Here is a 26,112-nt window from a genome sequence, read left to right on the forward strand (position 1 = left end):
GTAATATGGGTTTTCGGGACCGGTTTAAGTTTCATATAGATTTTGGCTCTATCGAAGGGTATGTGGGGAACCATCTGCGGTTTTTTATTTCCTTGGCCATAGGGCTCATCGTTTTTGTGGGCATTATCGCCCTGGCGGTGTTTTTTGTTGCCGTCCGGGGGGCGGAGCAGACCATGGTGCCCGATGTCCGGAATATGGAGCTTACCGATGCGCTCCTGGAACTCCAGGTGAAGGAGCTATATCCCCGGCTTCAGCTCCGGTTTTCCCAGGCTGCCTCTGAACGGGGCCGTGTTCTGGAGCAAAGCCCCGAGGCGGGGACCATCGTTAAGGCGGGCAGGCGGATTCGGCTTGTGGTGAGCCAGGGGGTGGTGATCAACAATGTGGAAAACTATGTGGGCCGCAATATCGATGAGGTCAGGATGGATCTCCAAGCCCTTTTTACGACCGCCATGCCCCTGTTATCGTTAAAAGAACCCTTCATGTACCAGTATTCGCCGGAAGTTCCAGGGACCATACTTCAGCAGAGCCCCGAACCGGGGACCACCATTTCCGGCCCCATAGCCTTGGAACTGGTGATCAGCCGGGGTTTGGAACGTGAGATGATCAAGATTCCCGAGCTGACGGGGCTTTCCATCGGGGAGGCCCTGGAGCTTATCGGGAAATCGGGGATACGTTTTAGCTTTTCAGAGCGGCCCCCCCGGACCGGCGAGAAACCGGAAACGGTGTTAAGCCAGACCCCTGCGGCAGAGACCGTGACTGAAGCCGGTACGGAGCTTTCCCTAGTGGTAAGTTCCCCGGCGGCTCTTAATGAGGGCGAGGTCTTTGGCATCTTCTCCTATACTCTGCCGGTAAATCCGTATCCTCTGTCGGTCAGTCTGGAGGCCATGCTTCCCTCGGGGGAACGCCGGCCTTTGATAACCGTGAACCACCCGGGGGGCAAATTCACGGTCCCCTACCGCTTGCCTTCGGAGTCCATCCTGATCCTTTCCATGCTCAACCGCGAGCTGTACCGGGAAGAAATTTCTCTCCCCATTGATCCCCTCTCTTTGGATCAGTTCTGATCTGTAGATCGGATCTAAAAAGCCGATATATATAAAGCAGGGGGAAAATTGTTTTCCAAGGAACTTAACGAACTGATTTTCAGCGTCATCACTTCCTGGCAGGTGATAGTCGTTACCATCGGTATTGTCATCTATATCTTCATTGTTTCCTCCGTGGCCCAGCTCTACCATAGCGCCCGTCCCAAGGAGCCTAAGGTCAAAAAGCCTAAGAAGGAGGCGGAAGCTGAAGTTGTCACGGAAGCTGGGGAAGACGACGGCCTGGGGCTTGAGGATTAGGTCTGGTGATTTTGTTCTTCCAGGGAAAATAACCAATCTTTTTTAGCTGTCCCGTGCTGATAAGCCGCCTGATGGTTTTTTTTACATCCTCTTCGGACCAGCGTATTGATTCGGTACTCGAGAGAATGGGGATCGCCTCCTCCTGAGTATAGGCTCTGCGGTTTTTACGAAAAAAACTAAGAACACTTTCCTCCTCCCGCAATCCGGTCTCCGCATTTCCATTGCATACATCGCAGCAATCCGATTCGGGCTTGTCTCCACTGCCCTGGTAGTTGAGCAGGGTAAGCAGGGTTTCCCGCCGGCAGCCCGCAGTATCCCTGCCGTACCGGAACAGTGCTTCCAGCCGCGCTTTGTCCGCATCCTTGTTCGCCCGTTTCAGGGCCAGGGTATCGTCGGGGCCCCAGAGCAGGATAGCCCGGGAAGGCTGGCCATCCCGTCCCGCCCGCCCCGATTCCTGCAAATAGGCTTCCACCGAGGGCGGACAGTCCCGGTGTATCACCGTGCGGATATCCGCTTTATCGACCCCCATCCCATAAGCGCAGGTCGCCAGTAATACTGCTTCGGGGTTTTTGAAGAACCACTGTTCCACATCGGTCTTCTCCTCCCGGCTTAAGCCCGCGTGGTAGAACCGGATTTCCCGGGCCCAGGAAAAATCCGCCGCCAGTTCGTTCCGCAGGTACCGGGCCAGCTTTTCCGTCCCGTTTCGGGATGAGCAGAACACAATAGCCGGCCGCTGATGCCTGACGAGCAGGTCCCGCACCGCCAGGTCCCGGAGTATACAGCCCCGGGCAGAATAGCTGATATTACTCCGGTCCGGGTTACCGATGATACGGTGGGCGTCTGTGCCGCCGAAGATATATTTCTGGATATTGTTCAGGACCGGAGTTGAAGCCGTGGCGGTAAAGGCCGTTACCAGGGGCAGCCCCGGATTGTTATCCGCAGCATTGTTGTTTCCTGCGGCAGCACCGCCTCCTCGACAAGCGCGGATAATCTCAGCGATCCGCAGATAGCTTGGCCGGAAACTCTCTCCCCATTCGCTTACACAATGGGCTTCGTCAACAACCACATGAACAATGCCCAGGGTTCCAAGCATATCCATCACCTTTGGTGTCAGGAGCACCTCGGGATTGGCAATAATGAACCGGCTTTCCCGATTTTTTACCTTGTTCCAGATCGCCTCCCGTTCCTCCCGGCTCTGGCCGCCTCGGAGAATTACCGGCGCGAAGGAGCGTTCCTGTAAACGCCGTTCCTGATCCGCCATAAGAGAGAGGATGGGGTAGATCACCAGGGTGGGTCCTTCGAAGAGCATGGCGGGGAGCTGGAAACAGAGAGACTTCCCGGCGCCGGTGGGCAGTATTACTATCTGACGGCCCATGGCGGCGCGGTCTGTATCGTCCACAGCAGGTATGTCATCGCTGCCGCTGTTGTCTTTGCCGTCCTTAGCATCGTTATCGGGATCTGGTTTTCCTCCAAAATGAGCCCAATTTTCTTGTAAGCCCTCCGGCCAATGAACCGGCGCGCCGGCAGCCTCCGCCGCTTCCAGGATATTCGCCACAACCAGCCGCTGGTAGGGGAACAGGTAGGACAGTCCGAAGAGCTCCTTTACCGCCTGGGTTACCGGGTCGGGGATTTCGGTATCCTCTGTTACTTCCCGGGGTGTTATACGTTCTGTCACCGTATCTTCATTCATTTTTTCCGCCTCCGGCAGATATATGGCGGAAACGGGAAAAACGCTTTAGTCAGCGGTAAAAAATTGGAAAATTATTGCAATTTATAGAACGGCCTAATCCCAGGGATTGATCAGGTTGAGCCCTTCCACCGCTGCAAAGTCCCGGGTGTTCCGGGTGAGCAGAGTCAGGCGATGGGTCAAGACGGTAGCGGCTATAAGGGAGTCATTGGGGGACAGCGTTTGTTTTGCCTTGGCGCGAAGCCTTCCCCATTCCAGCATTACATCGGTATCCAGAGGGATAATACGGTTTTCATTCACCCCCAGTATCTCATGGTAAAACCAGAAGGAAAGATCAGACTTCTTTTTCCCTTCCGGTAATTTCTCTATACCAAAGAAAATTTCTCCAACAGAGACAGCGCTGGTGAGAATATCATCTTCAGGGATATTTTCCAAAAATGCCCTAACCCTGGGATTGGGGTTTGACTTTTTCATTTCGGATAAAACATTGGTGTCCAGAAGATATTTCACAGATCAATATCCCGCCATACTTCCGCCTTGCGATCCGGTAGTTCAAGCTCCACATCCGGCCAGGGGCAATTCATTAATGCCTCAATAAAGCTTGGTTTTTTCCCCATAAGACCCCGGTATTTTTCCATGGAAAGGATAACCGCCGTTTCTTCACCCCGGACCGTAATAATCTGTGGTAACTTGGCAGCCGATTTGATTACTTCGCTGAATTTTGCCTTTGCATCCTGTAATTGCCAGGTATTGCTTTTAAGCTGTGTGGTCATATGCATACCCCCCCATGACTAGTCTGTCTAGTCAGAATATAGCATGGATCACCAGAAAAAGCAAGTAGAATTCCCTTGTTTTCTTGCCTATCCTCTTAGTTTGCTCAGTCGTGTACAGGCTTCCTCCACATCGGCCCGGTGTCCGAAGGCGGAGAAGCGTATGAAGGACTGGCCCGCCGGGCCGAAACCTGCGCCGGGTGTGGTGACCACCTGGCATTTTTCCAGGATTTCCGCGAAGACTTCCCAGCTGTCCCTACCGGGGAAACGCGCCCAGATGTAGGGGGAATTGTCACCGCCCACACAGGTGATGCCGAGCCCCTGGACAGCCTGACGGATGAGTTTGGCGTTGCCCAGGTAGAAGTCGCAGAGTTCCCGTATTTCCTTGAGACCTTCGCTCTCCAGGGCGGCGAGTCCCCCGGCTTGGGCAATATTGGAGGCGCCGTTAAAGATGGTACCGCAGATCCGGGCCCAGTCGGCGTTGACACTTTCGCCCCCGGCGTACTTTAGATCCTTGGGGACCACGGTCCAGCCCAGGCGCACCCCGGTAAAGCCCGCGGGCTTGGAGAAGGAATTCACTTCAATGGCACAGGTCCGGGCCCCTTCAATCTCAAAGATAGACTTGGGGAGCGTCGGGTCCCGGATGTATTCGGCGTAGGCGGCGTCGAAGATTACCAGGGTCCCCTTCTTTTGGGCCGCCGCCACAAGATCGCCAAGCTGTTTCCGGTTGGCCACCGCGCCGGTGGGGTTGTTGGGGGAGCAGAAGTAGAAGAGCCCGTTTTCAGGGAGCAGGGAAAGGTCGGGGAAATAGTCATTCTCCGCAGTACAGGGGAGGTAACTGATCCCCCCATAGCCTGTACCGGCCCAGGCTCCGGCGGCGCCGATAAGCACCGACCCATCCACATAAACCGGGTAGGAGGGGTCCTGAACCGCCACGGGGGTTCCCGCGCCAAAGAGAAGCTGGAGCCTGCCGATGTCACACTTGGCACCATCGGAGATAAAGATCTCCTCCGCCGTAAAGGCGCTTTTGTAAAACACCCTGGAGATCCCCTCCCTCAGGGAGAGGAGTCCCTCGTCGCTGTACCCGGAATAACCCTCCACAGTTCCGAGCTGCCGGGCTCCCTCCACCAACCCCCGGTCAATGTGGGGCAGTATGGGTTCGGTGGTATTCCCCACCCCCAGGCTGATGATCTTCGCTTCAGGGTGGGCCGCCGCATATTCCCGCCGCCGCTTGGCAATCTCCGGGAACAGATACCCCGCCTTTATGTTAGCAATACTGGGATTCCGTTTTATCATTTTTTACTCCTTAATGCGCTAGGTGTTGTTTAAAATCTTCCAGCGCAACCCTGTCCAGGGTGGCGAACAGATCTTCTATTGTTTCCCGCCGACGGATTTGCAAAACCGATCCATCGGGCTGGAGCAGCAGTTCGCCGCAGCGGAGTTTGCCGTTGTAGTTAAAGCCCATGGCCCGGCCGTGGGCTCCGGCGTCGTGGATCACCACAAAGTCTCCGATCTCGATCTTCGGGAGCTGCCGCTGGACTGCGAACTTGTCGTTGTTCTCACAAAGACTGCCTACCACATCGTAGGTCTCCGTCAGGGGCGCAGTTTCCTTGCCGGGGATGGTGATGTGGTGGTAAGCCCCGTAGAGGGCGGGCCGCATAAGGTCTGCCATGCAGGAATCCAGGCCGATGTAGTTGCGGTAGATTTCCTTTTTATGGATAGCCCGGGTTACCAGCCAGCCGTAGGGGCCGGTGATCGCCCGGGCCCATTCGGTGTGTATACCCAGCGGGTCAAGTCCAGCGGGAACGATGATTTCGTCGTAGGCTTTTTTCAGGCCGCCGGCGAGATACCCATAGTCGATGGCTTCCTGTTCCGGCTTGTAGGGTATCCCCGCGCCGCCTCCGAGGTTTACAAATTCTAATCTGATGCCGGTTTTAGCCTTGAGTTCCGCCGCCAGTTCAAAGAGGATGCGGCCGGTCTCAATGTGGTAATCCACGTTCAGTTCGTTGGAGGCCACCATGGTGTGCAGGGCGAAGCGTTTGGCGCCCTTGTCCCGGAGCAAGGGGAAGGCAGCGAGTATCTGTTCCCGGGTAAAACCGTACTTAGCCTCTTCGGGTTTCCCGATGATGGCGTTCCCCCCCTTGAGGGGTCCCGGGTTGTAGCGGCAGGAAATAAGTTCCGGGATGCCCGCTGTTTTTTCCAGGTATTCAATATGGGAAAAATCGTCCAGGTTGATCACCGCCCCCAGATCCCGGGCGGCGGAATATTCCCGGGCCGGGGTCTCGTTGGAAGTAAGCATCAGGTCTTCGCCCTTCATGCCCGCCATATCCGCCAAAATAAGCTCTGGGAGACTCGCACAGTCCGCGCCTAATCCTTCGTCAGCCAAGATTTTCAGGATAAAAGGGTTGGGCAGGGCCTTTACCGCGTAGTGTTCCTTATAAGAAGGAAATACCGAAAAGGCCTTTTTGACCGCCCGGACGTTTTCCCGTATGGCTTTTTCACCATAGATGTAAAAGGGGGTAGGGTAGCGTTTTGCCAGCTCATCAAGCTGGGGTCTTGTTAAGGGGAACCGTTTTTCACTCATGGTTCATTTTACCCTAAGAGCAGAATAAGGTGAAGTACTTGCTCAGGATAAAAACATTTACTTTTTAAGCGCTGAGTCAAATCAAATGAAAGGTTTGCAGGGGATTATCCGACAAAAACCGCTTGACAATTATTATTGTTAGTTTATTATAACATATAGTTAGTTTTATATAACTTACTACATATTTTATTAGGAGGTTCTTTTATGAAAAGAACGATTTATCTCATTCGAGCTAAGTTATTGCTGATAGGTCTCATCGGCCTATTTTTCGCCATTGCGTTGACAGGCTGTCCAACAGGCAATGATGATCCTGACATTTGGCTTGCGGAACTGAGCAATCCCTTTCTTGGGAAGTGGGAGTCAGATATTCCGAGTGCTCAAATGCACTTGATATTTGACTATAAAACAGATGGTACCTTTGACTACGAAATTCCTGGAATGCCCGCAGACGAAGGCGGCAAGGGATCGGGCGGTTATCTGGTTACCGGCAACATAATGGTCTCGTACCTGAGTTTTGAAGGCGCTGCGGGATACACCTTCAAAGTGGTTGATAATGATACCATTGACGTTACGGAAATCGAAACGGTAAAAGGAGATGGCAGTTTTGTATTGGGAGAGACCGCACCCTTTACCCGCGTTGCCGGTTCGGCGGTGAACAAAGAAAACAAACCCTTTGTATTGAACCATCCGTATCTTGGGAAATGGCATTTTGAGATGGATATGACCGACGAAGAAGAATTTGGAGATACTGAAGAACACCATATTATAGTACTCTATGAAGCAAAGGCAGACGGAACGCTCGCGTATGATTTTACCATGGATGACATACCCATAGAGACAAGTGTAGCCTCCTATTTTATTTTTAATAATACAACACTGGTTTCCTATGAAGCTGCTGAGGGTTTTGGAACAGGTACAATCACACCACATGCAACCGATCCAAATACTATTTACTTGGCGGAAGAAGGTGAATCGCCTGTTCCGCTTACCAGAGTTCCCTAAGCGCAATAACACCCCGAATCTTTTTTGGGGTGTTATTGATTAAAGAACCGCATATAGGGTACGATGGCCGCTAAAATTTCAGTCTTAGCGGCCATCTATATCACTGCCCGATAATGAGGAGGATTCATCTTGATAAAACCGGAGAATACGAAGTTTTTGTTCGTTATTTGTATTGTCTCCGTGCTCTCTGCGGTTTTTCCTAAAGCATTGTTTAAATTGTTGACAAAAGCTTTATGGCAGTATACAATAATACGAAGGTATTCTATGAAAAGAAGTGTTATTGTATTGTTAATGCTAACATTGCTGTCTTTTGTTTTTGCAGATGAAGATAACACTGATGGGAAAGATATAGTTTTCCAATGGCCCTTGTTCAATTATCATTTTGAATTTAGGGGCATAAATCTCAATACAATTATTTTTAATAATCGGAATAGTTCCTTTAATTTTTTTTCTTCTGCCGGTGAGAATACGTATAATCAAGATAGATCAAATACTGAAGTTATTGCTGAAAGCAAAAATTGGTTAGGATTTTTTACAGTTATAACCGGATATGGAATCATATTAGGTGATTATTATAATAATTCTCAATCATATATGTATAGAGATTTAAATGATGAGTGGAATAAAAACATAGAAAATGATCACTTGTATCAAAGAATACTGGGATACAGAGAGTAATGTTAATAAATATTTTAGAGTCGATTCAAACCCCTTTGTACCGATGAAACCAAAGAAAGTATTTTACGGCTCTCCCAGGATGTGGACAAGTTTAAAGTTGCCCACATCCTGGGAGAGCAAGCTTGCTATTACCCCAAGTACCCCTTAGCCTTTAGTAATTCTGCGTTGAGTATGCCACCACCGGCGGCGCCGCGGACCGTGTTATGGGACACGGCGGCAAAGCGGAGATCAAACACATTGCAGGGCCGTATGCGCCCTACGGATACCGCCATGCCCTTGTCCGCTTCCCGGTCCTTCCGGGGCTGGGGCCGGTCCGGTTCTTCCCGGATGATGATGGGTTGTTTCGGCGCCATGGGCAGGTCCAGTTCCTGGGGCAGGGCTTTGAAGCTGGTCCAGATATGCTTAACCTCGTCAATGGACGGCTTCTTTGAACCGAATTCCAGGCTGATGCAGGCGGTGTGGCCGTCGATTACCGGCACCCGGTTACAGTGGGCGCTGATCTTCAGGCCCTGGGCGTTAACGATACTGTTTCCTTGAATCGTCCCAAGGATTTTCAGGGGTTCCTGTTCGGTCTTCTCTTCCTCGCCGCCGATATAGGGTACGATGTTGTCCACAATATCCAGGCTCGACACCCCGGGGTAGCCTGCACCGGAAACTGCCTGGAGGGTGCTGACGATAATCCGCTGGACTTCGTAGCCCGCCTGAAGCAGGGCCCAGAGGGGGGTCATATAACTCTGTATGGAACAGTTGGGCTTGACCGCGATAAAGCCCTTGTCCCAGCCGCGATTTTTTTTCTGCAGAGGGATGATGTCCGCATGATCCGGATTCACCTCAGCGATGAGCATGGGCACGTCACCGGTCCAGCGGTTTGCTGAGGCGTTGGACACCACGGGGATTCCCGCCGCAGCATAGCTTTCTTCCAGGGCCTTGATTTCGTCTTTCCCCATTTCCAGGGCGGAAAATACAAAAGCGCAGTCCCCCCGTTTCGCCGCCGCTATGGCCCGGGACACATCGTTGGCGTCCTCCACGGTCAGGGTTGCTGCGGCGGGGGAATTCGATCCGCCTAAATCGCCCCGGGTGGCGTTCCAGCGTCCCCCCACGGCTTCGCGATAAACCTTGCCTGCGCTCCGGGGAGACGCCGCCACATAGCGCACATCAAACCAGGGATGGTTTGCCAACAACGCAATATACTGCTGCCCCACCATACCGGTGGCGCCTAATATCCCTACGGGAATCTTTTCCATAATGAGCTCCTTTAAATCTGAAGAATATAACTGTTTTATTTCAGCTTAAACCCAAGCTGTTCAAGCACCGCTCTAAGGGGCGGTTCGCTGGACGGCGCCAGGGGGCCCAGGGGAAGCCGGGTCGGACCAACGGGTATGCCGGCCCAGTTCATCGCCGCCTTTATGGGCGCCGGGTTTGTTTCGATAAAGGCAGTTTTGGCGAAGGGCAGCAGTTCGTAGTGCAGCCTCCTGCCTTCCTCGAACTTACCCTCCAGCAATGCCTTGGTCAGGGCAGCAATCCTTTTCGGTATCAGGTTGGAGATAACCGAAATGACCCCGTCCCCCCCCAGGGCAATCAGGGGCAGGGTGAGGCCGTCGTCTCCGGAGACCACCACGAAGGGATTTCCCGCGGCCTTCCGGGGAATCGCTATTTCCCGGATAATGTCCCCCATCTGGTTGATATCCCCGGAAGCTTCCTTTACTCCGATAATACCGGGTATTTCCGCCAGCCTTTTCATCAGCCCCACGGGAATATTCCTCCCGGTCCGGGACGCTATATTGTAGATCATCACCGGGATGCCCACCGCTGCTGCTGCCTCGAAGTGTTTGATAAGCCCCGAGTCGTTGGGTTTATTGTAGTAGGGGGTTACCACCAGGGCGGCGTCCGCTCCCAGGTCTTTCGCCCGTTTTACATACCCCGCCATATGTTTTGTAGAGTTGGAACCGGCGCCGATAATAACCGGGACCCGTCCTTTAATCTCCTCAATCGCGATCCTAATCAGCTTTTCCTCTTCATCATCGTCCAGAGTCGGGGTTTCACCGGTAGTTCCCAGGGGCACTAGGCCGTTGATCCCTTCATCAATCTGAAAGTTAATGAGTTTCCTGAATCCCTCGTAATCCACATCCCCGTTTTCCTTCAGGGGGGTGACCAGGGCGGTAAAGGCCCCGCGCAGCTTGGCGCTGAGCGCCCCGTAAAGCGCTTGTTGGGATTGATCCATGGTTCGCTCCATCTTTATAGGTTACACGATACGTATGACCGTTAGGGTATTATCCATAAAAAAGGATGGTCAAACAAGGGCTAGGCGGTGTTTTTTGGACCACCCTTAATGCGTTTTGCCAAGTAGTACCATACATGGTGTGCGGGGGTAGTTGGATTTTCGGTCCGCTGGCAATTTGTCAAAATACCCCCGATATGGTATACTAAATCTTAATGGAGCGAGGCAAAATGGTGGGAACAGTGTATGAGGAAATCATCCTGGAAAACCTGGGTGATAAGTATAGGGTTGAGTGTGGGCTTATCAAAGAGGTGGAAATCCGGGAAATGACCGTACAGTGCGTGGTTGATACCGGTGCGGAGACCCTGGTTATCAGCGAAGCGGTGCAGCAAGAACTGGGGCTGCGGACAGAGCATCTGCACGAATCTACCCTGGCAAATGGGGAAACGGTGGTCTGTAAGATAGCCGAGACCGTAAAGGTATACTGGAAGGATCGCTCCATGACCTGTGAACCCTGGATACTTCCCGGTGCGTCGGAGGTGCTCCTCGGTTCAATCCCCCTGGAAAACATAGACCTCATGGTGGACTCGAAAAGCCGGAAACTGGTTGGCGTCCACGGTGACCAACCCTTGGGGCGTATCTGGTAAAAGCGCTGCGTCTTCCCGCCTATCGTGAGTGCAGGGCATCCTTCAGGATATCCTCCGTCACATCGTCAATCGTAAACACCCCCGCCCGGGCGCCCCCGGCAGGCTTTCCGGGTCCGGCGCATTTGACCAGCCATTCTGCGGCGCGTATGGCGCCTACGGCCAGGCCGTCGCGGTTGCGGGTGGTGTGGGTGATTTCGATGGTGTCCGCCGGGGAATCGAAGGCGATGGCGTGGACCCCGGGCATGGAACCAAGGCGGAGGCTGGGGTAGTGGAGTTCGTCCGGCGCCGGGGGGCGGTTCAGAGTTTCAAAGACCGCCTTTTTTTTGCGGGTCATCACAGCGAGTACCTTTTCTACCAGGATCTTCGCGGTCCCCGAAGGGCTGTCAACCTTTTTGTTGTGATGGAACTCCCAGCCCCCTACGTCGTACTCCGGGAAGGGGTCCGCCAGTTTTGCTGCGAAGGCGGCGATGCGGTAAAAAAGATTGACCCCCAGGGAATAGTTGGAGGACCAGCAGAAGGAACCTTTTTTTGATCCAACCAGATCCTCAATTTCCTTTAGGTGATCATACCATCCCGTGGTGCCCGCCACCGTGGGGATGCCCTTTTCTATCAGGGCCCGGATGTTTTCCACCGCCGTATCGGGGCGGGTAAATTCCACCGCCACATCCGCCTCTTGCAGCGAAGTTTCCGTAATGGTTGTGTGCAGGGGCGCTCCGGAAACCGGCGGGGTTCCGGCGATAAAGGGATCCACCACCACCACCACCTGATGCCCCCGTTCCAGGGCTGTCCGCTCCAGTATCCGGCCCATCTTGCCGTATCCGATAAGGGCTATTTTCATGATTCCTATATCTCCTATATTTCCTTGTCCAGGGGTTCGAAAAAGCACCGGTGCAGGGCGGTAACTACTTCTCCCGCCTGGGTGTCGTCCACAATAAAACTAATGTTCACCTTGCTGGCCCCTTGGGAAACCATCTGAACCTGTATGCCTAAAAGGACGCAGACCCCGAAGGCCCGTTGGAGTATTTCCGAGGAACGGCGCACATCGCCAATAATAGTAACAATGGCCTTGCCGGCTTTTATTTCCACGCTGGAAATCTTGGACAGATCGTGTTTCAGCTTTCCCAGATCGTGGGCCGCATCCAGGGTCAGGGAAACAGAGACTTCGCTGGTGGCCACCATGTCCACAGAAAGCTTGTGTTCCGCAAAGGTGGCAAACACCCCCGCCAGAAAACCATACTGCCCCACCATACGGGTCGACACGATATCTACCAGGGTAACGTTTTTCCGGGAGGTGATGGCCCGGACCGGACCTGTTTTTTTATCTATGGTTTCGATGATCCTTGTGCCCGGGGCAGAGGGGTTGTAGGAATTCTTTACCCGCACCGGGGTCCCGGTCTTAATGCAGGGCTGCATAGCCCGGGGGTGGAGCACCTGGGCGCCGAAGTAGGCCAGCTCCGCCGCTTCCTCGTAGGTTACGGTTTCCACGGGCTTTGCAGCCTTGACGATCCGCGGATCCGAGGTGAGTATCCCATCCACGTCCTTCCAGACCTGGACCTCCGCCGCGTTCATCGCCGAAGCGATCATGGTGGCGCTCAAATCGGATCCTCCCCGTCCCAGGGTGGTGATGCTTCCCTGCCGGTCCTTGGCGATAAATCCCGTGATCACCGGTATTACACCCTTTTCCATCAGAGGGCGCAGGGCATCGGGGATACGGTCCCAACTCTCCTCATCAAGCTCTGCGGAGGTAAAATTGGAATCCGACAGAAACCCTGCGTGCCAAGCGTCTACGGCCAGGGCTTTAATGCCGATGGAATTGAAGTAGGCCGCGGTAATGCGCACCGAAAACCGTTCCCCAAAGGAAACCAGATAGTCCTTGGTTTTGACCGTGAGTTCCCTAATCAGAGATATCCCCGTAAGGAGGGTCCGCAGTTCCGCTAAGAGGGGATCCACTTCCTCCTGGATCGTACCGTCCAGTTTCAGTTCCCGTATGGTGTTCCGGTGCAGTTCTTCTACCGTATCTATCGAAACCACCCCTTCCCGCAGGGCCAGATCGGCGGCGGCCAGGAGATGATCCGTGGTATCCCCCATGGCGGATAATACCAGGATCGGTTTTTCTGCGATTTGACTCTTTACAATCTCAGCTACATGGCGGATCCGTTCCGCGTTGGCTACGGAACTCCCCCCGAATTTCATGACAATCATTACTGCTTACCTCCAGACTATCCAGACAAAGGCCGCCGCGGCTGCGGTGGTTATCAGGGTAAAGGGGACGCCTATCTTGAGCCATTGGCCAAAGTTCAGGAGCACCCCTTGTTTCTTTAGTATTCCTACGGAGACGATATTGGCGGAAGCGCCGAAGGGCGTAAGGTTACCCCCAAGGCAGGAGCCGATCAAAAGGGCGAACATATAGAGTTCCGGCTTGAGTGAAAGCCCCGCCGCCATCTTTGAAGCCACCGGAAGCATGACGATGATATAGGGTACGTTGTCCACAAAGCCGGAGATGAGGATGGACACCACCAGGATGATAAAAAATCCCATTAAGACGCTTTCCTCCACAATGCTCGAAAGGAAGGCCGAAAAATCATCCAGGAGCCCGACTTCGGCAACGGCGCCCACCACCACAAAGATACCGATCAGGAAGAGCACCGTATCCCAGTCCAGGCCCTTTATCAGGTCCCGGACTTTTTCGCCGCTCTCCCGTCGGATAAACTTGTACCAGAGTATCCCCACAATGCCCAGGATCATCACCAGGAGCCCCGATGCCAGGGAGATGCCCCCGTAGATAAAGGAACAGGATGCAAGTCCCAGGATCATCAGGATGAGCAAAACCGAAGGAACAATGGTAAGAATCTTTTCCTGCTCGATCTCCACCTTCGTTCCGCCCTTTTTGGCAAAGGAGGCGTAGAAGAAGATCGCCCCGGCGATCATGCCTATCTGGACGGCGAAAAATATGGATGGTCTCCCTTCATAGAAGAAGAACTCGTTAAAGCCGTAGCCGGAGTGATCCGCGAAGATCATCGAAGGGGGGTCCCCCACCAGGGTTGCGGTGCCCTGGAGATTGGCCATCACCGCCAGGCCTACGATAAAGTAGGTGGGGTCCAGTTCCAGCTTTTTGCAGAGCGCCAGGGCGATGGGGGCCATCACCAGGACGGTGGCTACATTTTCCACAAAGGCGGAGATGATGCCGGTCATCATCAGGATAGCCACTATGGCGACACCCACATTGGGGGAATGGCTTACGATGGAATCGGCGATCACCGCGGGGACCCGGGAATAGATGAAGAGCTCGGCGATTACCAGGCTGCCCACAAAGATCATGAGCACCGTCCAGTTGACCAGTTCTCCCAGGGCCTGTCCCGGGCTTATCACCCCCAGGATGACCATGAGAAAGGCGGCCCCCAGGGAGCTAAAGGACTTTTTGCCCGGAAAAATCACAATAAGGGCGTACATAACGATCGCGATGATAAGCACGATCCATTTAATGGGCATTGATAACTCCTCACCGATACTATACGCCGTCAAAGAACTATTTCACAAGTACTCGGGATGCGCATGCTTAAAAGATCTAAAGGTATTCTAAAAGTTCTTTGATTTTTTTGTCCGCAACTTCATAATCAAAACGGCTAACAAGATTATGTATCCTTTGGACCCGTTCGCGGATATCAGGGCTCTGATTTGCGGCAAGCTGTTCCAGCTCTTCTGCGATAAGTTCGGCCTTGGCGCTGTCCGCAGAGGAGATATGGTCAAGGAGCTTGTTGAGTTTCACTTCCAGGGGATCGCGGGCGCTGCTCTTTTCCGGGAGTCCAATGATGGCGTCAATTTTTTTTAGCAGGATATCGGGCTTTATCGGTTTAACGATGTAGTCCTTTGCCCCGGCGTTAATTGCCGCGGTGATCATATCCGGATCGGCGTGGGATGTGACAAAAATGACGGGAATGTTTTTGTGCTTAGGGTTGGTTTTACGGTTTTGTTCCAGGAACTGAAACCCCGTCATGCCGGGCATTTCAATATCAAGCAGAATAAGATCCACCCGGACGGTCTCCATTAAACCCAGTGCCATCTTGGCGGTTTTGGCGAGCCGTACATCGAAATAGTCCTGTAAAATGGCCCGCAGGGTGGTAAGATTTTCCGCCATGTCATCGACCGCAAGAATCGTTTTTTGTTCTGCCATAACAAGCTCCTTTTTTAATTAGCTTAAAGCGTATCTTCCAGGGTAGCAATCCTCTCCAGCGCCTCATCATAATCATAGGAATCGATTAATTGGCATATTCTTTTCAGAGCCGTATCAATTCCTTCGCCGCAGGTGACGCTTTCCAGGGACTTCGCTATCCTATCGGCATCTTCACCGGAACAGTTTATGCAGGCGGTCTTTAGGTGTTCAAGCTGCTCCTTAATAAATTCTGTAGAAGTCTCGGTTTTTTCACTTTTTGCCCCAGAATCCTTCCCCAGGGCGGTTTCCGAAAGGGCCTGGTAAAACCGGTCCATGGCCGTGCAGAAAGGGCCGGTTCCGGCACGGCAGGTTTCGGCGTCCCCGCTTTTGCCGGCCATCTCCAGCTTGTACGCCTGGTCGGCGAGGATCTTTACCCCCAGGGAGGCAAAGACTCCCTTAACCGCATGGACCATTATAGCATAGTCCTTCCAATCTTCCTTCTCAAGATCCCCGATAATGGTGTCCCGGTAGTCCCTGAAGCCGTCATAAAACTGCCGGAGGGCCTTTAGGTACCCCTGCTGGTTATTTCCCACATGGGATAGGCCTTCGGTCAGATCCAGCCCTTCGATACGGGAAAGTTCCGTTAAGAGGTGTTCATTCTCGCCGCTTTCCGGGACGGCAGGCTCGGCGTTATGGACCGCGTTGGGGACAAAGGCGATCTTGTCCTGGGGCAGCCACTTGCCCAGGATCCGGTTCAACTCGTAGCTTTCGATGGGTTTGGAGATAAAGTCTACCATCCCCGCGGCGAGGAAGGATTCCTTTGCTCCGGTAACGGCGTTGGCGCTCAGGGCGATAATGGGGAGTTCGCCAAACCGGGCGTTTTCCCCGCCGGTCTCCGCCAAGGCGCGGATACGGTGGGTGGTTTCAATGCCGTCCATTTCGGGCATCATGTGATCCATGAACACAATGTCATACTGTTTCGCCTGAACCTTATCAATCGCTTCGAAGCCGCTTGCGGCGGTCTCCGCATTGATGTTATGGGAGGCCAAAAAACCCAGAGCCACGGTGAGGTTTACCGGGTTATCGTCCACCACCAGAATCGATACGCCTTCCTTGGCAAGTACCCGCTGCTCAATGGCCCGGCGCTCGACCTTTTCGGGATCCCCGGGGACTAATGGCAGGGAAACGGTAAAAACAGAACCCTTGCCGTATACGCTGGAAACATCCAGGCGTCCCCCCATCATTTCCACCAGGGCCTTGGTAATGGAAAGCCCCAGGCCGGTACCCTGGATGCCCCGGTTTTTTTCGCTGTCAAACTGTTGGAAGGCGCCGTAGAGTTTCCCGAAATCCTGCTCTTTTATACCGATACCGGAATCTTCCACTATGATGGCGATGCATTCTTTGCCATCCGCGGAAGTTTTTTTAATGGACAGGGAAACATAGCCCTCCCGGGTGTACTTAATGGCGTTGCTTACGATATTGCTTATTACCTGGCGAAAACGCATTTCGTCCCCGTAGAGTACCGGGGGAAGTTCCGGATCAAAACCGCTGCGGAATTCCAGGTCCTTACTTACCGCCAGAAAACGGTTCATGGAGCAGATATGATCAAAGAGCGCTTCTAAACTAAAATGGGCCGCCACCAATTCCATCTTTCCCGCTTCGATTTTGGAGAAGTCCAGGATGTCGTTGATCAGGAGCAGCAGGGCCTTGGATGTTTTTTTGATGTCCTGAAAATAACCCTGCTGGATCGGATCGAGGTTGTCGGTCCGCATAAGATCGCTCATACCGATGATGGCATTCATGGGGGTGCGGATTTCGTGGCTAATTGAGGCCAGGAAACTGCTTTTGGCCTGGTTGGCCCGTTCAGCAATATCCTTGGCCCGCTGGAGCTGTTCGTTAATGGTCTCTAATTTCTTCGTTTGGGAAATCATGGTTAGGTGATTTTCCAGACGTTTAACCAGCAGGGCTGCGGAAAAGGGCTTAAAAATAAAGTCCACCGCCCCCAGGGTGAGACCTTCCAACTCGCTGTTCGAGTCCGTAAGGGCGGTGATAAATATGACCGGGATATCCTTAAAGCGATTATCGGCCTTGAGCTTTTTTATCGCCTCATAGCCGTTCATGCCGGGCATCTCGATATCCAGAAGTATCATGCCGGGGATGATCTTTTCCAGGATCTCAAAGAGTTTCTCTGCGGAGGGTATGGTAAAAACCTGATAGTGATCCTTCAGTATGTTCTTCCCCATGGTGAGGTTTGCCATATTGTCATCCACGATCATGATGATCTGCTTTTCAGTTTCCATGCCCGTCTTCTCCTATAGCCGTTACCCGGAGTATATAGAATATAATATTCTCGGGGCCAATACAAGGGACGCGCCCATGCCTTGTTTAGAAAGCGGTTTTCGTGTATTATTTATATGTATTACAAAAGGAGACCACCATGCTTCGAAATATTTCAATAGGCATACGAATCATTGCTATTATCATTATCATGATTTTATCCATCGTTACCCTGATGGGTACGGTGTTTTTTATCGCCCAGGGGGTTAAGGAATCGGGGATTGCCGACGCGGAAGAGGTGATGCTGGAGGGGCAGAAGGAAAAGATCAAACTCGGCACCCAGACCATGGCCGTGGCCCTAGGCAAGGCGCTGGAGGGGGTAAGCGACCCCCAGGAACAGCACGATATCATCTATAGTTACATCAAGGATTACCGTTTTGAAGAGGATAAGTCCGGTTATTATTACACCTACAAGGGAACGGTGATCTTCATGCACCCAACCCTGCCCCAGCGGGAGGGGGATGATCTGGCGAATACCGCGGACGTCAACGGGGTCTACTATGTGCGGGATCTCTACGAAAATGCCCGGAAGGGCGGGGGCTTTGTTTCCTTTACCTTCCCCAAACCGGGTCTCAACGGCAACATGGAAAACGCCCCCAAGCTTGCCTATGTGGAGTATATCCCCGGCACGGATATCTGGATTTCCACGGGTATCTATATTGATAATATCGACGCCTACCAGGTCCAAATGGAAGAGCGTATGAGCGCCGACCTGAACGGTAAGATGCGTATACTTATCATCTGTTTCGGCGCTTTTCTGGTTATCATCCTGGGGCCCCTCTGTATCTTTACCCTGAAATCCATCACCAAGCCATTGAAGGAGGCGGTAAAGGCGGCGGAACAGCTGGCCGGAGGTAACCTGGATATTCAAATCAAGGCCGCCGGGCGGGACGAGATTACGGTGCTCGAAAATTCCTTTGTGCGCATGGCGGCAAACCTTCGTTCCAGCTTTTCTGCGGTACAGGCCAAGGAGGAGGAAGCCCTGGCCAAGGCGGCGGAGGCTGAACGGGCCACCGAAAAGATTTTGAAGATCGCCGTAAAGGTGGAACAGGCCGCCCACGATGTGGAAGATTCGGTGAGCAGCATTGCCCAGAGCGCCACTAAGGTAAAGAACGGCGGGGATGCCCAGACTGGCCGGATCAACGAAATCCTCTCTTCGATGGAACAGCTTAGCGCCCACGTATTCCGTATCACCGACAGCGCCGGTACGGCGGCGGGTAAATCCGAGGAATCCAACAGGAAGGTCGAGGCCGGGGTGAGTATGGCCGAAGAATCCGGAAGCGCCATGCAGCAGCTCCATTCCCTTACCGGTTCGCTGACCGAAAACATCAACCGTCTGGGCGCTCAGTCCAACACTATCGGCAGTATTATGAACGTTATTTCCGACATCGCCGACCAGATCAACCTCCTGGCCATGAACGCCTCCATTGAGGCCGCCCATGCCGGCGAGTCCGGTCGCGGTTTCGCGGTAGTTGCGGGAGAGGTACGCAAGCTGGCGGAAAAGACCATGTCCGCCGCCAAGGAAGTGGACAGCTCCATTTCGGAAATGCAGAAACTGACCAAGACCAATATTTCCGGGATGGACAATGCGGTGGCTTCCATATCCCAGGTAACAAACCTTTCGGAAAAAACCGTGGATTCCCTGACCACGGCCCAAAAGATCGTCGAAGAAGCTATGCTCCAGGTTAAGTCTATCGCCCAGGCGGTGGAGGAACAGTCATCCTTCAGTAATGCTATCACCGGGTTGGTTAACGATGTCAGCGGTATTACCAGGGAAAATAATATGATGGTTTCCAAGGTTGACAGTGAGCTCCAGTCGCTGCGGCGTAAGTCTGAGGAATTGATGGAGTTGGTGACGGAGCTGCGGAGCTAAGCTGGGTCAGGATATACAGGTCATTCGAAAAAACGCCGGTGGGGGAGGGGAATCCCCACTGCGGGATGCTTGTAGAGTCTGCTTCCGCAGCCCCGCTACGCGGGTCTACTACAGCAGGGAATTCCAAATATCCCGCAGCGTGAATCCCCCTCCCCCACCGGCGCCTGTTCGTAAGGATCTGTTTAACCCTGCTCCCCATACCGCGCTTACTTGCGCTAAACGGGGTGGGAGCAAATTTGGTGACAGGCGCTTTTGCGTTATCTGGTACTCCTGCGCTGCCGTATGATGTTGTGCCTGGCGCCTTTTTTGTTGTCCATATTTTTTATTGTTTAATGCCATTATTACTATTTATTATTCTTAAAAATAAACCCGTGCCCCAATTGTTATTTTAGGCATAAAAAGCCATTGGGTGTCCACAATATGCTCATTTATACCACCTTCAATTAAAAAGCTGGTAGTATCATGAATAAAAATATCAAGTCCAAAACCAAAGCCAAAATTATAGGTTAATGGCGTCTTGAATAATTCTTTTGATTCAGTTTCATAAAACCCAATACCGCCCTCAATAAAACCATATGAGCGGAAAAGTCCATTTTGAGTAATACTTCCTATACTTATTTTTTCATTAATATTGAGTATTTCATTATCTACTCCGTCATCATCATGCATGTGAGGAGAATTGATAACAATATGATTTCTTATATCCCGTATTTCATTATGAAATAATAAAAAGCCAAATTCAAAACTACCGCCTGAACCTCCTCCGTCTGGTAAAACGCTCAAAGCAGCGCCAAATAAAAACCGCCTGGTGTCTATTGATTTTTCATCTTGTGCGAAAGCATTGAAAGAAAATATCATAGTACACAGAAAGAAAAGAATCCATTTGTTCGCATTGCCCATAATAAACCTCCGTTTGGAGAAAAATGATTATTTATATCCACTATATTTTGAAAATTTATTTTGTCAATATTATTAAGAAAAATTTCAGGGGCCAAGGATGGCCTTTGTGACAATGAAATTTGGGGTTAAAAATTTTTGTTTAACACTAATTAAGCGACAGGATGCTGTAAACCGCCGGTATGCCCCGTATGTTCTTCATGATCTTCTTAAGATCCTCCGCCTGTTCCAACTGCATGGTGAAAAATCCGGTGAGGTGGTTAGTGGATGTTTCTTCCAAACGGCCTTCGATAAGATGCCCTTGATGCTTGCGTACGGCGCCTTCAATCTCCGAAAAGAGATCCGTGGATAGCCGGGCTTCAACTTTGAAACGTTTAAGCTGGGGACCGCTGTTCTCCCACTCGGTGTCGATACGCCGTTCGGCGAAGTCGGGGATGTTTGCCAGGTTGCTGCAGTTTTTCCGGTGGATGATGATGCCCCGGCCCCGGGATACATAGCCCAGTATGGGGTCGCCGGCCACGGGGTTGCAGCATTTGGCAAAGCGGATCATCATGTTCTTCTCATCTTCCACCCGTACCTGGAATATACTTGCCGTCCCAAGCTCCTCCTGGACAAAACGCTGAACCGGGCATTCAAGTATTTTTTCTTTTTCCGGCAACGGGGCGGCTTTGGCCGGTTCGATTGGGGGCGTTTTCTTTTTGGCGATAATGTTTTTTTCGATGATCACCGAATCGTCGTTTTCCTGCAGCCAGGAGCGGATCCGGTTCCGGGCCTTGGATGTTTTTACAAAACGGAGCCAATTAACGTGGGGCCGCGCGTTGGTGGCGGTTAGTATTTCTACCACCTGGGTGTTCTGCAATTCCGCACTGAGGGGGATGATGATACCGTCCGCCTTGGCCCCGGCGCAGTGATCCCCCACGGCGGAGTGGATGTGATAGGCAAAGTCAACGGGGGTGGAACCCAGGGGCAGTTCTATTACCTTGCCCTGGGGAGTAAAAACATAGATAGAATCCTTGAGAAGTTCCCCTTTGATATCCTCCAGAAAAGATTCCGAGGACCCCTCTTCCCCTTCGGCCTGTTTCCAGTCCTTAAGGCGGTTCACAATGGAAAGATCCCCCGGGCGGACCAGTTCGGCGGAGCTGCCCTTCTTGTAGAGCCAGTGGCTGGCGATGCCGTATTCCGCCACCTGGTGCATCTCCCAGGTACGGATCTGGATTTCCAGCAGACGGCCCTCAAAGGTATCTCCGGGAGACGCTTGGGGCAAAGGGTCCCAAGCGCACATCACCGTAGTATGAAGGCTCTGGTACCCGTTGGCCTTGTGCATGGCGATATAGTCCTTGAAACGGCCGTCCAATGGCTTCCATAGGCGGTGAACCAGACCTAAGAGATTATAGCAGTCCTCAATACTGTTACAGAGGATACGGATCCCCATCAGGTCGTAGAGGTCCCCAACAGCTTTGTTGCGTTTCCGCATCTTCTGGTATATTGAGTAAAAGTGTTTTGCCCGGCTTTCCACCGCGATATCAATGCCCGCAGTCTTTGCTTCTGCGGTGATGGTTTCTAAAACCTTCTCCAGAAAATCCCGGCGTTCACCCCTTTTCAGGGCTACGATCTCCTTTATCTGGAGAAAAACTTCCCGGTTAAGGTACTTCAGGGACAGATCCTCCAGCTCGTCCTTCATCCAGGAAATTCCCAGCCGGTCCGCCAGGGGCGCGTAAATGTCCAGACATTCCTGGGCAACGGCCTTACGATCCGCAACATCGGCAAGATCCAGGGTCCTCATATTGTAAAGCTTATCCGCCAGTTTTATCAGGATGACCCGGATGTCGCTGACCATGGCAAAGAGCATCTTTCGGATATTTTCAGCTTCGTGGTTAGTTTTGTTCTTCGCGGAAATATCGGCGATTCGGGTAACCCCCTCAACCATAAGGGCCACGGGCGCGCCGAATTTTTCGGCTATGGCTTCACGGGTAAGGGGAGCGTCCCCTTCCTTAGGCAAGGTGTTTTCCAGGGAATTCTGAAGTACCGCAGCAATAACGGTATCGGCGTCCAGGTTAAGGTCCACCAGGATGGACGCCACCCCCAGGATACTATCCCCCCGGTGGTCCTGTTGGGGAGCGCAGAATTGCTCCGCCCAGCTCAGTCCGGTATTGATCCGTTCCTGATCCTCCGCAGAGTAGGGGCTGATTTTTTTACTGAACGTCGCAACCAGCGATTCCATCTATAACCCGATCCTGACCGGACAGATCCTGATAGATTCTGATATCCCGGTATCCCTTTTTTTCCAGTATCAGGGTAATTCCCGCCATTTGTCTAGGGTCCGCTTCCATAAGGAGCCTCCCCCCGGGCAGCAGGTAAGAGGGCGCCCCGTCGATGATCCTCCGCACCAGGTCCAGCCCGTCTTCCCCCCCGTCCAGCGCCAAAAGCGGTTCCCCCCGGACTTCCCGGGCAAGGGCGGCGATTTCCCCGGAAGCAACATAGGGAGGGTTGGCGGTGATAAGGGAGAAACGTGTTTTCGGAATCGATACAAAGAGATCCGACTCCAGAAAATGTATCGCCCCATCGCTCCCCAAAAGCTGCCGGGCGTTTTCCCGGGCCACGGCCAGGGTCTTCACTGAGATATCCGAAGCGTAGACCTCCAGGGAGGGTAGTTCGTGCTTCAAGGCTATGGCTACCGCCCCGGATCCGGTGCAGAGATCCAGTACGGTCAGCTCCTGATCCTTACCAATGGTCAGGACCGCTTCTACCAGGGTTTCTGTGTCCGGCCGGGGGACCAGAACATCGGGGGTGACGATAAAGTCCAGGCCGCGGAATTCCTTACGGCCCAGGATATAGGCGGTACATTCCCCGGCAATACGGCGATCCAGGAGGCCTGCAAAATCCGCAGCGGCGTCTTCGCGTAACGCTTCGGCATCCCGGAGTATAATTTTTTCCTTGTTAGTCTTAAGAATAAAAGCCAGGAATAGTGCGGTGTCCAAACCGGGATTTTCGATTCCCGCGTTTCTGAGCCGCGCCACGCCCTGGGTAAGGGCTTCCCGTATAGTCATAGCTCACACGATCACGAAGCGGCGGTTACCGATGCTGTGGTTTGGAGTAATTCTTCCCGGGCGGAAAGTTTAAGGGCGTCGAAGAGTTCTTCCACATCCCCCTGCATGATCAGGTCCAGTTTATAGAGCGTAAGGTTGATACGATGATCCGTAAGGCGGTTTTGGGGGAAGTTGTAGGTACGGATACGCTCAGAGCGGTCCCCGCTGCCTACTTGGTTTTTCCGGGCCTCCGAACGGGAGGCGGCGGCTTTGGCTTCCTCCATTTCGTAGATCCGTGCCCGGAGTACACGCATGGCTTTGGCCTTGTTTTTAATCTGGCTCTTTTCATCCTGACATTGGACCACCACCCCGGAGGGGATATGGGTGATCCGTACCGCCGAGTCGGTGGTGTTAACACACTGACCCCCGGGACCGCCGGCACGCATCACATCGATACGGAGGTCTTCGGTACGTATATCGATTTCGGTCTCGTCCGCTTCGGGGAGCACCGCCACGGTTACTGCGGAGGTGTGGATACGGCCCGAAGCTTCGGTAGCGGGAACCCGCTGAACACGGTGTACCCCCGACTCGTAGCGGAGATTTTCGTACACATTATTACCGCTGATGGAAAAAACGATTTCCTTAAAGCCCCCAAGCTCGGTTTCGTTGGAGCTCATAATTTCAAACTTCCAGCCCTTGGTTTCCGCAAACCGGGAATACATACGGTAGAGGTCCGACGCAAAGAGGGCCGCCTCGTCGCCGCCGGTACCCGCCCGGATTTCCATGATGATATTCTTTTCGTCCAGGGGGTCCTTGGGGATAAGCAGGAATTTGAGGCGATCCTCCGCATCCTTTAGATGGGTTTCCAGTTCCCGGCTTTCTTCCTTGGCCATTTCCCGCATATCCGGATCCTTTTCATCCTGGATCAGGGTTTTGGTGTCCGCAAGCTGGGCGGAAATTTCTTCGATTTCCCTTTGAGTGCCGGCAATGGTATCCAATTGGGAATATTCCCTCATGGTATCGCGGTATTTTTTCTGATCCTTCACCAGCTCAGGGTCCTGGATTAGGCCCGATAGTTCATCATACCGCCGCAGCAGTGATTCAAGACGTTCGTTCACCTTAGAGTTTCTCCTGGAATTGGGGACAGGAATAAACCACCACTTCCATGGGATCGTCCTTGGCGGAAAATTCTTCCATGGCCTTGAAGAGGGTACCCTGAATACGACAGACGTCGTTTTGGTTGCAAAGCGGACAGGCGCCATTACCCCGGGGGTTAATCACTATATCCATTATATGTATAATATAGCAGAAAGAAGATTATCCGTACAGTAGCCGGAAAAGCAGCTTTCTATTAGAATGATACTATGCAGATAGGGGATCTGATTTGGCATTTTACAAGGACGGTGCAGAAATTTATCCGGGAAACGGCGCCTGAATTCTTTCAAACCCGGCGAAGGATCGTGTTATTGGGCATTGGGGGGGCGGTCTTGGTTTTAATCCTCGCTTTTGTTGCAGTATTAATGGTACAGGGTCATATTCGCACGGTAAGATCCCGGGCCGCCGCCAAGGAGCTGGCGGATTCTTTTAAACCCCTGGCCATATCGCCGGAGGATTTCTTTTTACCCGGAGAACCGGACGCGCTCCCTGAGTTTATCCCCGAACGTCTCCCCCGGGATACCTGGACCGTTGATGACGCCCGCCCGTACTGGACCGATCCTCTGGAGGGAAATACCCGGCTATGGCGGGATCGTTTTGGAGCGGAGATTGATACGCTGATGGATGGTGTTCCGTGAGCCCTGTAAAACATCTTTTTCCCCTGGGACTCATACTCTGCTGCCTCCTGTCCTGGTCCTGCAAGGGTCTCCCCAAGGTGAATATGGCCTCTCCGGAAGAGGAACCCTATGAAGACTATGAGGATTACGGGGATTATGAAGACTACGGGGATGTGGATTATGACTGGTCCCAGGTTGAGGATGATGATCCATCCCTGGCCTTACCCCCCGGTCCCCCCCCGAAGGCTGGCCGGCTGAGTTGGACGAGCCGTTTTTAGAATTCGCCGAGGTTTTCCTTCCGGATCCGCCCCCCGGGGAAAGCGCCATAGTTCTGGCGGAACCCCTTCCCGAACCGCTTGCCCCGGATCTGTCGCCCCTTGCGCCGGTCCTGGCGGCAGAGTCCCCCCCGGAAGAACCCTCATCTGAAGAGACCTCGCCGGAGGAGGCTTCGCCGTCTGAGCTTGCCGCTCCGTCCGAACCATCGTCTCCGCAGGAGCCGCCGTCTCCGCCGCCGCCGCCGCGGATCGTCAGGCCCGCGGAACCCATACCGCCTCCTCCCCGGGCCAGGGAACCCATACTGCTTCCGGTAAACCCCATTCCGGATCCGCCCGCCCGGACTCCCCCGACCTTCACGCCGGCGCCTATTCCGGCGCTTCCTGAAGGCGTTTCTTCCCGGATCGTCCGGGCCATGGTTGGGCAGGCTGTAGAGGTTCCGTTCCGGGGAACCGGCTGGGTCTATCTGGGGGAATCCGCCTCCAAGCGGGGTTTAAACTACAATTCCCGGCGCCTGGATTCTGAAGGTCAGACCTTTGTTTTCCTGGCCGCCGAAGCCGGGACCTATGAACTCAAATTCTACCGCCAGGATTTTATCCGGGATTATATCATCAACGATTTAGTAAGCGTCATTGTCGAAGAGGCGCCCCTGGCCTCGTTAAGCTTCGGCGCTCCGGTCGACCGGGGCAGGGTGAGCGCCGAACCCCGCTGGCCTACTGTGCCCGGAGAGCCGCTCCCTGCATCTGAAGCCGTGCCGCCGAATCCCCGAGACACCGTTCCTGGTAGGGCTGCTCCTGCCGCGCCGCCCGCCGCAGCGGCATCGCCCGGGTCTGTTCCCGCCGCACCGCCCGCCGTCGTTCC

The 26,112-nt window shown here is 53.2% G+C and carries 25 protein-coding genes and 1 pseudogene; 9 read left to right on the top strand and 17 right to left on the bottom strand.

The window, feature by feature from the left end:
• The first annotated feature begins 5 nt into the window (after positions 1-5).
• Together TPRIMZ1_RS0101635 and TPRIMZ1_RS0101640 are read left to right on the top strand one after the other, a co-directional pair.
• Entirely contained in the window at positions 6-1,061 is a 1,056-nt protein-coding gene (locus tag TPRIMZ1_RS0101635; RefSeq protein WP_010253758.1) for a PASTA domain-containing protein, read from the top strand.
• Positions 1,062-1,109: 48 nt separating this feature from the next.
• Complete coding sequence (locus TPRIMZ1_RS0101640) at positions 1,110-1,337, top strand: hypothetical protein (RefSeq protein WP_010253760.1); 228 nt, start codon at positions 1,110-1,112, stop codon at positions 1,335-1,337.
• Here TPRIMZ1_RS0101640 and TPRIMZ1_RS0101645 read toward each other — a convergent pair.
• From TPRIMZ1_RS0101645 to TPRIMZ1_RS0101665, 5 genes are all read right to left on the bottom strand, one after another.
• Positions 1,294-3,027 carry a RecQ family ATP-dependent DNA helicase gene (locus TPRIMZ1_RS0101645; RefSeq protein WP_010253762.1) on the bottom strand — a complete coding sequence of 578 codons (1,734 nt, stop codon included), beginning with the start codon at positions 3,025-3,027 and terminating at the stop codon, positions 1,294-1,296. The genes TPRIMZ1_RS0101640 and TPRIMZ1_RS0101645 overlap by 44 nt on opposite strands.
• A gap of 93 nt (positions 3,028-3,120) precedes the next feature.
• A complete protein-coding gene (locus TPRIMZ1_RS0101650) occupies positions 3,121-3,534 on the bottom strand; it encodes a type II toxin-antitoxin system VapC family toxin (protein ID WP_010253764.1) in 414 nt (137 codons plus the stop codon).
• Positions 3,531-3,797, bottom strand: a complete 267-nt coding sequence (locus tag TPRIMZ1_RS0101655; protein WP_010253766.1) for a type II toxin-antitoxin system Phd/YefM family antitoxin — start codon at positions 3,795-3,797, stop codon at positions 3,531-3,533. Before TPRIMZ1_RS0101655 ends, TPRIMZ1_RS0101650 begins: the two co-directional genes overlap by 4 nt.
• Positions 3,798-3,884: 87 nt before the next feature.
• Positions 3,885-5,090 (bottom strand): LL-diaminopimelate aminotransferase, encoded by a 1,206-nt coding sequence (locus TPRIMZ1_RS0101660; RefSeq protein WP_010253768.1) that lies wholly within the window; start codon positions 5,088-5,090, stop codon positions 3,885-3,887.
• A 10-nt stretch (positions 5,091-5,100) separates the two neighbouring features.
• Positions 5,101-6,378 (bottom strand): diaminopimelate decarboxylase, encoded by a 1,278-nt coding sequence (locus TPRIMZ1_RS0101665; RefSeq protein ID WP_010253770.1) that lies wholly within the window; start codon positions 6,376-6,378, stop codon positions 5,101-5,103.
• A 204-nt stretch (positions 6,379-6,582) separates the two neighbouring features.
• On the opposite strand from TPRIMZ1_RS0101665, the gene TPRIMZ1_RS0101670 reads away from it, so the two are divergent.
• Together TPRIMZ1_RS0101670 and TPRIMZ1_RS0101675 are read left to right on the top strand one after the other, a co-directional pair.
• The gene (locus TPRIMZ1_RS0101670) at positions 6,583-7,380 is read left to right on the top strand and encodes a hypothetical protein (protein ID WP_157784164.1); all 798 of its coding nucleotides are present in this window, start codon (positions 6,583-6,585) and stop codon (positions 7,378-7,380) included.
• Positions 7,381-7,644: 264 nt separating this feature from the next.
• The gene (locus TPRIMZ1_RS0101675) at positions 7,645-8,058 is read left to right on the top strand and encodes a hypothetical protein (protein WP_157784165.1); all 414 of its coding nucleotides are present in this window, start codon (positions 7,645-7,647) and stop codon (positions 8,056-8,058) included.
• Positions 8,059-8,186: 128 nt separating this feature from the next.
• On the opposite strand, the gene asd is transcribed toward TPRIMZ1_RS0101675, so the two are convergent.
• Positions 8,187-9,302, bottom strand: a complete 1,116-nt coding sequence (asd, locus tag TPRIMZ1_RS0101680; RefSeq protein ID WP_010253777.1) for an aspartate-semialdehyde dehydrogenase — start codon at positions 9,300-9,302, stop codon at positions 8,187-8,189.
• Between the two features lie 35 nt (positions 9,303-9,337).
• Complete coding sequence (gene dapA, locus TPRIMZ1_RS0101685; protein ID WP_010253780.1) at positions 9,338-10,279, bottom strand: 4-hydroxy-tetrahydrodipicolinate synthase; 942 nt, start codon at positions 10,277-10,279, stop codon at positions 9,338-9,340.
• Positions 10,280-10,506: 227 nt separating this feature from the next.
• Between dapA and TPRIMZ1_RS0101690 the strand changes: the two genes are divergently transcribed.
• A complete protein-coding gene (locus TPRIMZ1_RS0101690; RefSeq protein WP_010253782.1) occupies positions 10,507-10,923 on the top strand; it encodes an aspartyl protease family protein in 417 nt (138 codons plus the stop codon).
• A gap of 19 nt (positions 10,924-10,942) precedes the next feature.
• Here the strand turns inward: TPRIMZ1_RS0101690 and dapB are convergent, their stop codons facing one another.
• The 5 genes from dapB to TPRIMZ1_RS0101715 form a co-directional block, all read right to left on the bottom strand.
• Entirely contained in the window at positions 10,943-11,761 is an 819-nt protein-coding gene (dapB, locus tag TPRIMZ1_RS0101695) for a 4-hydroxy-tetrahydrodipicolinate reductase (RefSeq protein ID WP_010253783.1), read from the bottom strand.
• A 14-nt stretch (positions 11,762-11,775) separates the two neighbouring features.
• The gene (locus TPRIMZ1_RS0101700) at positions 11,776-13,125 is read right to left on the bottom strand and encodes an aspartate kinase (protein WP_010253784.1); all 1,350 of its coding nucleotides are present in this window, start codon (positions 13,123-13,125) and stop codon (positions 11,776-11,778) included.
• A 6-nt stretch (positions 13,126-13,131) separates the two neighbouring features.
• Positions 13,132-14,412 carry an SLC13 family permease gene (locus TPRIMZ1_RS0101705; protein WP_010253785.1) on the bottom strand — a complete coding sequence of 427 codons (1,281 nt, stop codon included), beginning with the start codon at positions 14,410-14,412 and terminating at the stop codon, positions 13,132-13,134.
• A 76-nt stretch (positions 14,413-14,488) separates the two neighbouring features.
• Entirely contained in the window at positions 14,489-15,094 is a 606-nt protein-coding gene (locus TPRIMZ1_RS0101710) for a response regulator (RefSeq protein WP_010253787.1), read from the bottom strand.
• Positions 15,095-15,117: 23 nt separating this feature from the next.
• Positions 15,118-17,373, bottom strand: a complete 2,256-nt coding sequence (locus TPRIMZ1_RS0101715; RefSeq protein ID WP_010253789.1) for a response regulator — start codon at positions 17,371-17,373, stop codon at positions 15,118-15,120.
• 137 nt (positions 17,374-17,510) lie between these two features.
• Between TPRIMZ1_RS0101715 and TPRIMZ1_RS0101720 the strand changes: the two genes are divergently transcribed.
• Positions 17,511-19,283 (top strand): methyl-accepting chemotaxis protein, encoded by a 1,773-nt coding sequence (locus TPRIMZ1_RS0101720; protein WP_010253790.1) that lies wholly within the window; start codon positions 17,511-17,513, stop codon positions 19,281-19,283.
• Between the two features lie 357 nt (positions 19,284-19,640).
• Here the strand turns inward: TPRIMZ1_RS0101720 and TPRIMZ1_RS0101725 are convergent, their stop codons facing one another.
• The 5 genes from TPRIMZ1_RS0101725 to TPRIMZ1_RS20660 all read right to left on the bottom strand — a co-directional run bounded on the left by TPRIMZ1_RS0101725 (position 19,641) and on the right by TPRIMZ1_RS20660 (position 24,496).
• Positions 19,641-20,183: a hypothetical protein gene (locus TPRIMZ1_RS0101725; protein ID WP_010253791.1), complete on the bottom strand. Its 543-nt coding sequence runs from the start codon at positions 20,181-20,183 to the stop codon at positions 19,641-19,643.
• Positions 20,184-20,328: 145 nt separating this feature from the next.
• Positions 20,329-22,401 (bottom strand): RelA/SpoT family protein, encoded by a 2,073-nt coding sequence (locus TPRIMZ1_RS0101735; RefSeq protein WP_010253793.1) that lies wholly within the window; start codon positions 22,399-22,401, stop codon positions 20,329-20,331.
• Positions 22,373-23,227, bottom strand: a complete 855-nt coding sequence (gene prmC, locus TPRIMZ1_RS0101740) for a peptide chain release factor N(5)-glutamine methyltransferase (protein ID WP_010253795.1) — start codon at positions 23,225-23,227, stop codon at positions 22,373-22,375. The genes TPRIMZ1_RS0101735 and prmC overlap by 29 nt, the downstream gene beginning before the upstream one ends.
• Positions 23,228-23,238: 11 nt before the next feature.
• A complete protein-coding gene (prfA, locus tag TPRIMZ1_RS0101745) occupies positions 23,239-24,324 on the bottom strand; it encodes a peptide chain release factor 1 (RefSeq protein WP_010253797.1) in 1,086 nt (361 codons plus the stop codon).
• Between the two features lies 1 nt (position 24,325).
• Positions 24,326-24,496, bottom strand: a complete 171-nt coding sequence (locus TPRIMZ1_RS20660) for a hypothetical protein (protein WP_010253799.1) — start codon at positions 24,494-24,496, stop codon at positions 24,326-24,328.
• Positions 24,497-24,570: 74 nt separating this feature from the next.
• Between TPRIMZ1_RS20660 and TPRIMZ1_RS0101755 the strand changes: the two genes are divergently transcribed.
• The 3 genes and pseudogenes from TPRIMZ1_RS0101755 to TPRIMZ1_RS0101765 form a co-directional block, all read left to right on the top strand.
• Positions 24,571-24,999 (top strand): hypothetical protein, encoded by a 429-nt coding sequence (locus tag TPRIMZ1_RS0101755; RefSeq protein WP_010253803.1) that lies wholly within the window; start codon positions 24,571-24,573, stop codon positions 24,997-24,999.
• On the top strand, positions 24,996-25,256 hold the full coding sequence (locus TPRIMZ1_RS0101760; RefSeq protein ID WP_010253805.1) for a hypothetical protein: 261 nt from the start codon (positions 24,996-24,998) through the stop codon (positions 25,254-25,256). Before TPRIMZ1_RS0101755 ends, TPRIMZ1_RS0101760 begins: the two co-directional genes overlap by 4 nt.
• Positions 25,238-26,112 (top strand): annotated as a pseudogene (locus tag TPRIMZ1_RS0101765) (hypothetical protein); the annotation flags it as partial. The gene TPRIMZ1_RS0101760 and the pseudogene TPRIMZ1_RS0101765, both read left to right, overlap by 19 nt.

This window comes from Treponema primitia ZAS-1 (genome assembly GCF_000297095.1).
Classification (GTDB): Bacteria; Spirochaetota; Spirochaetia; order Treponematales; family Breznakiellaceae; genus Termitinema; species Termitinema primitia_A.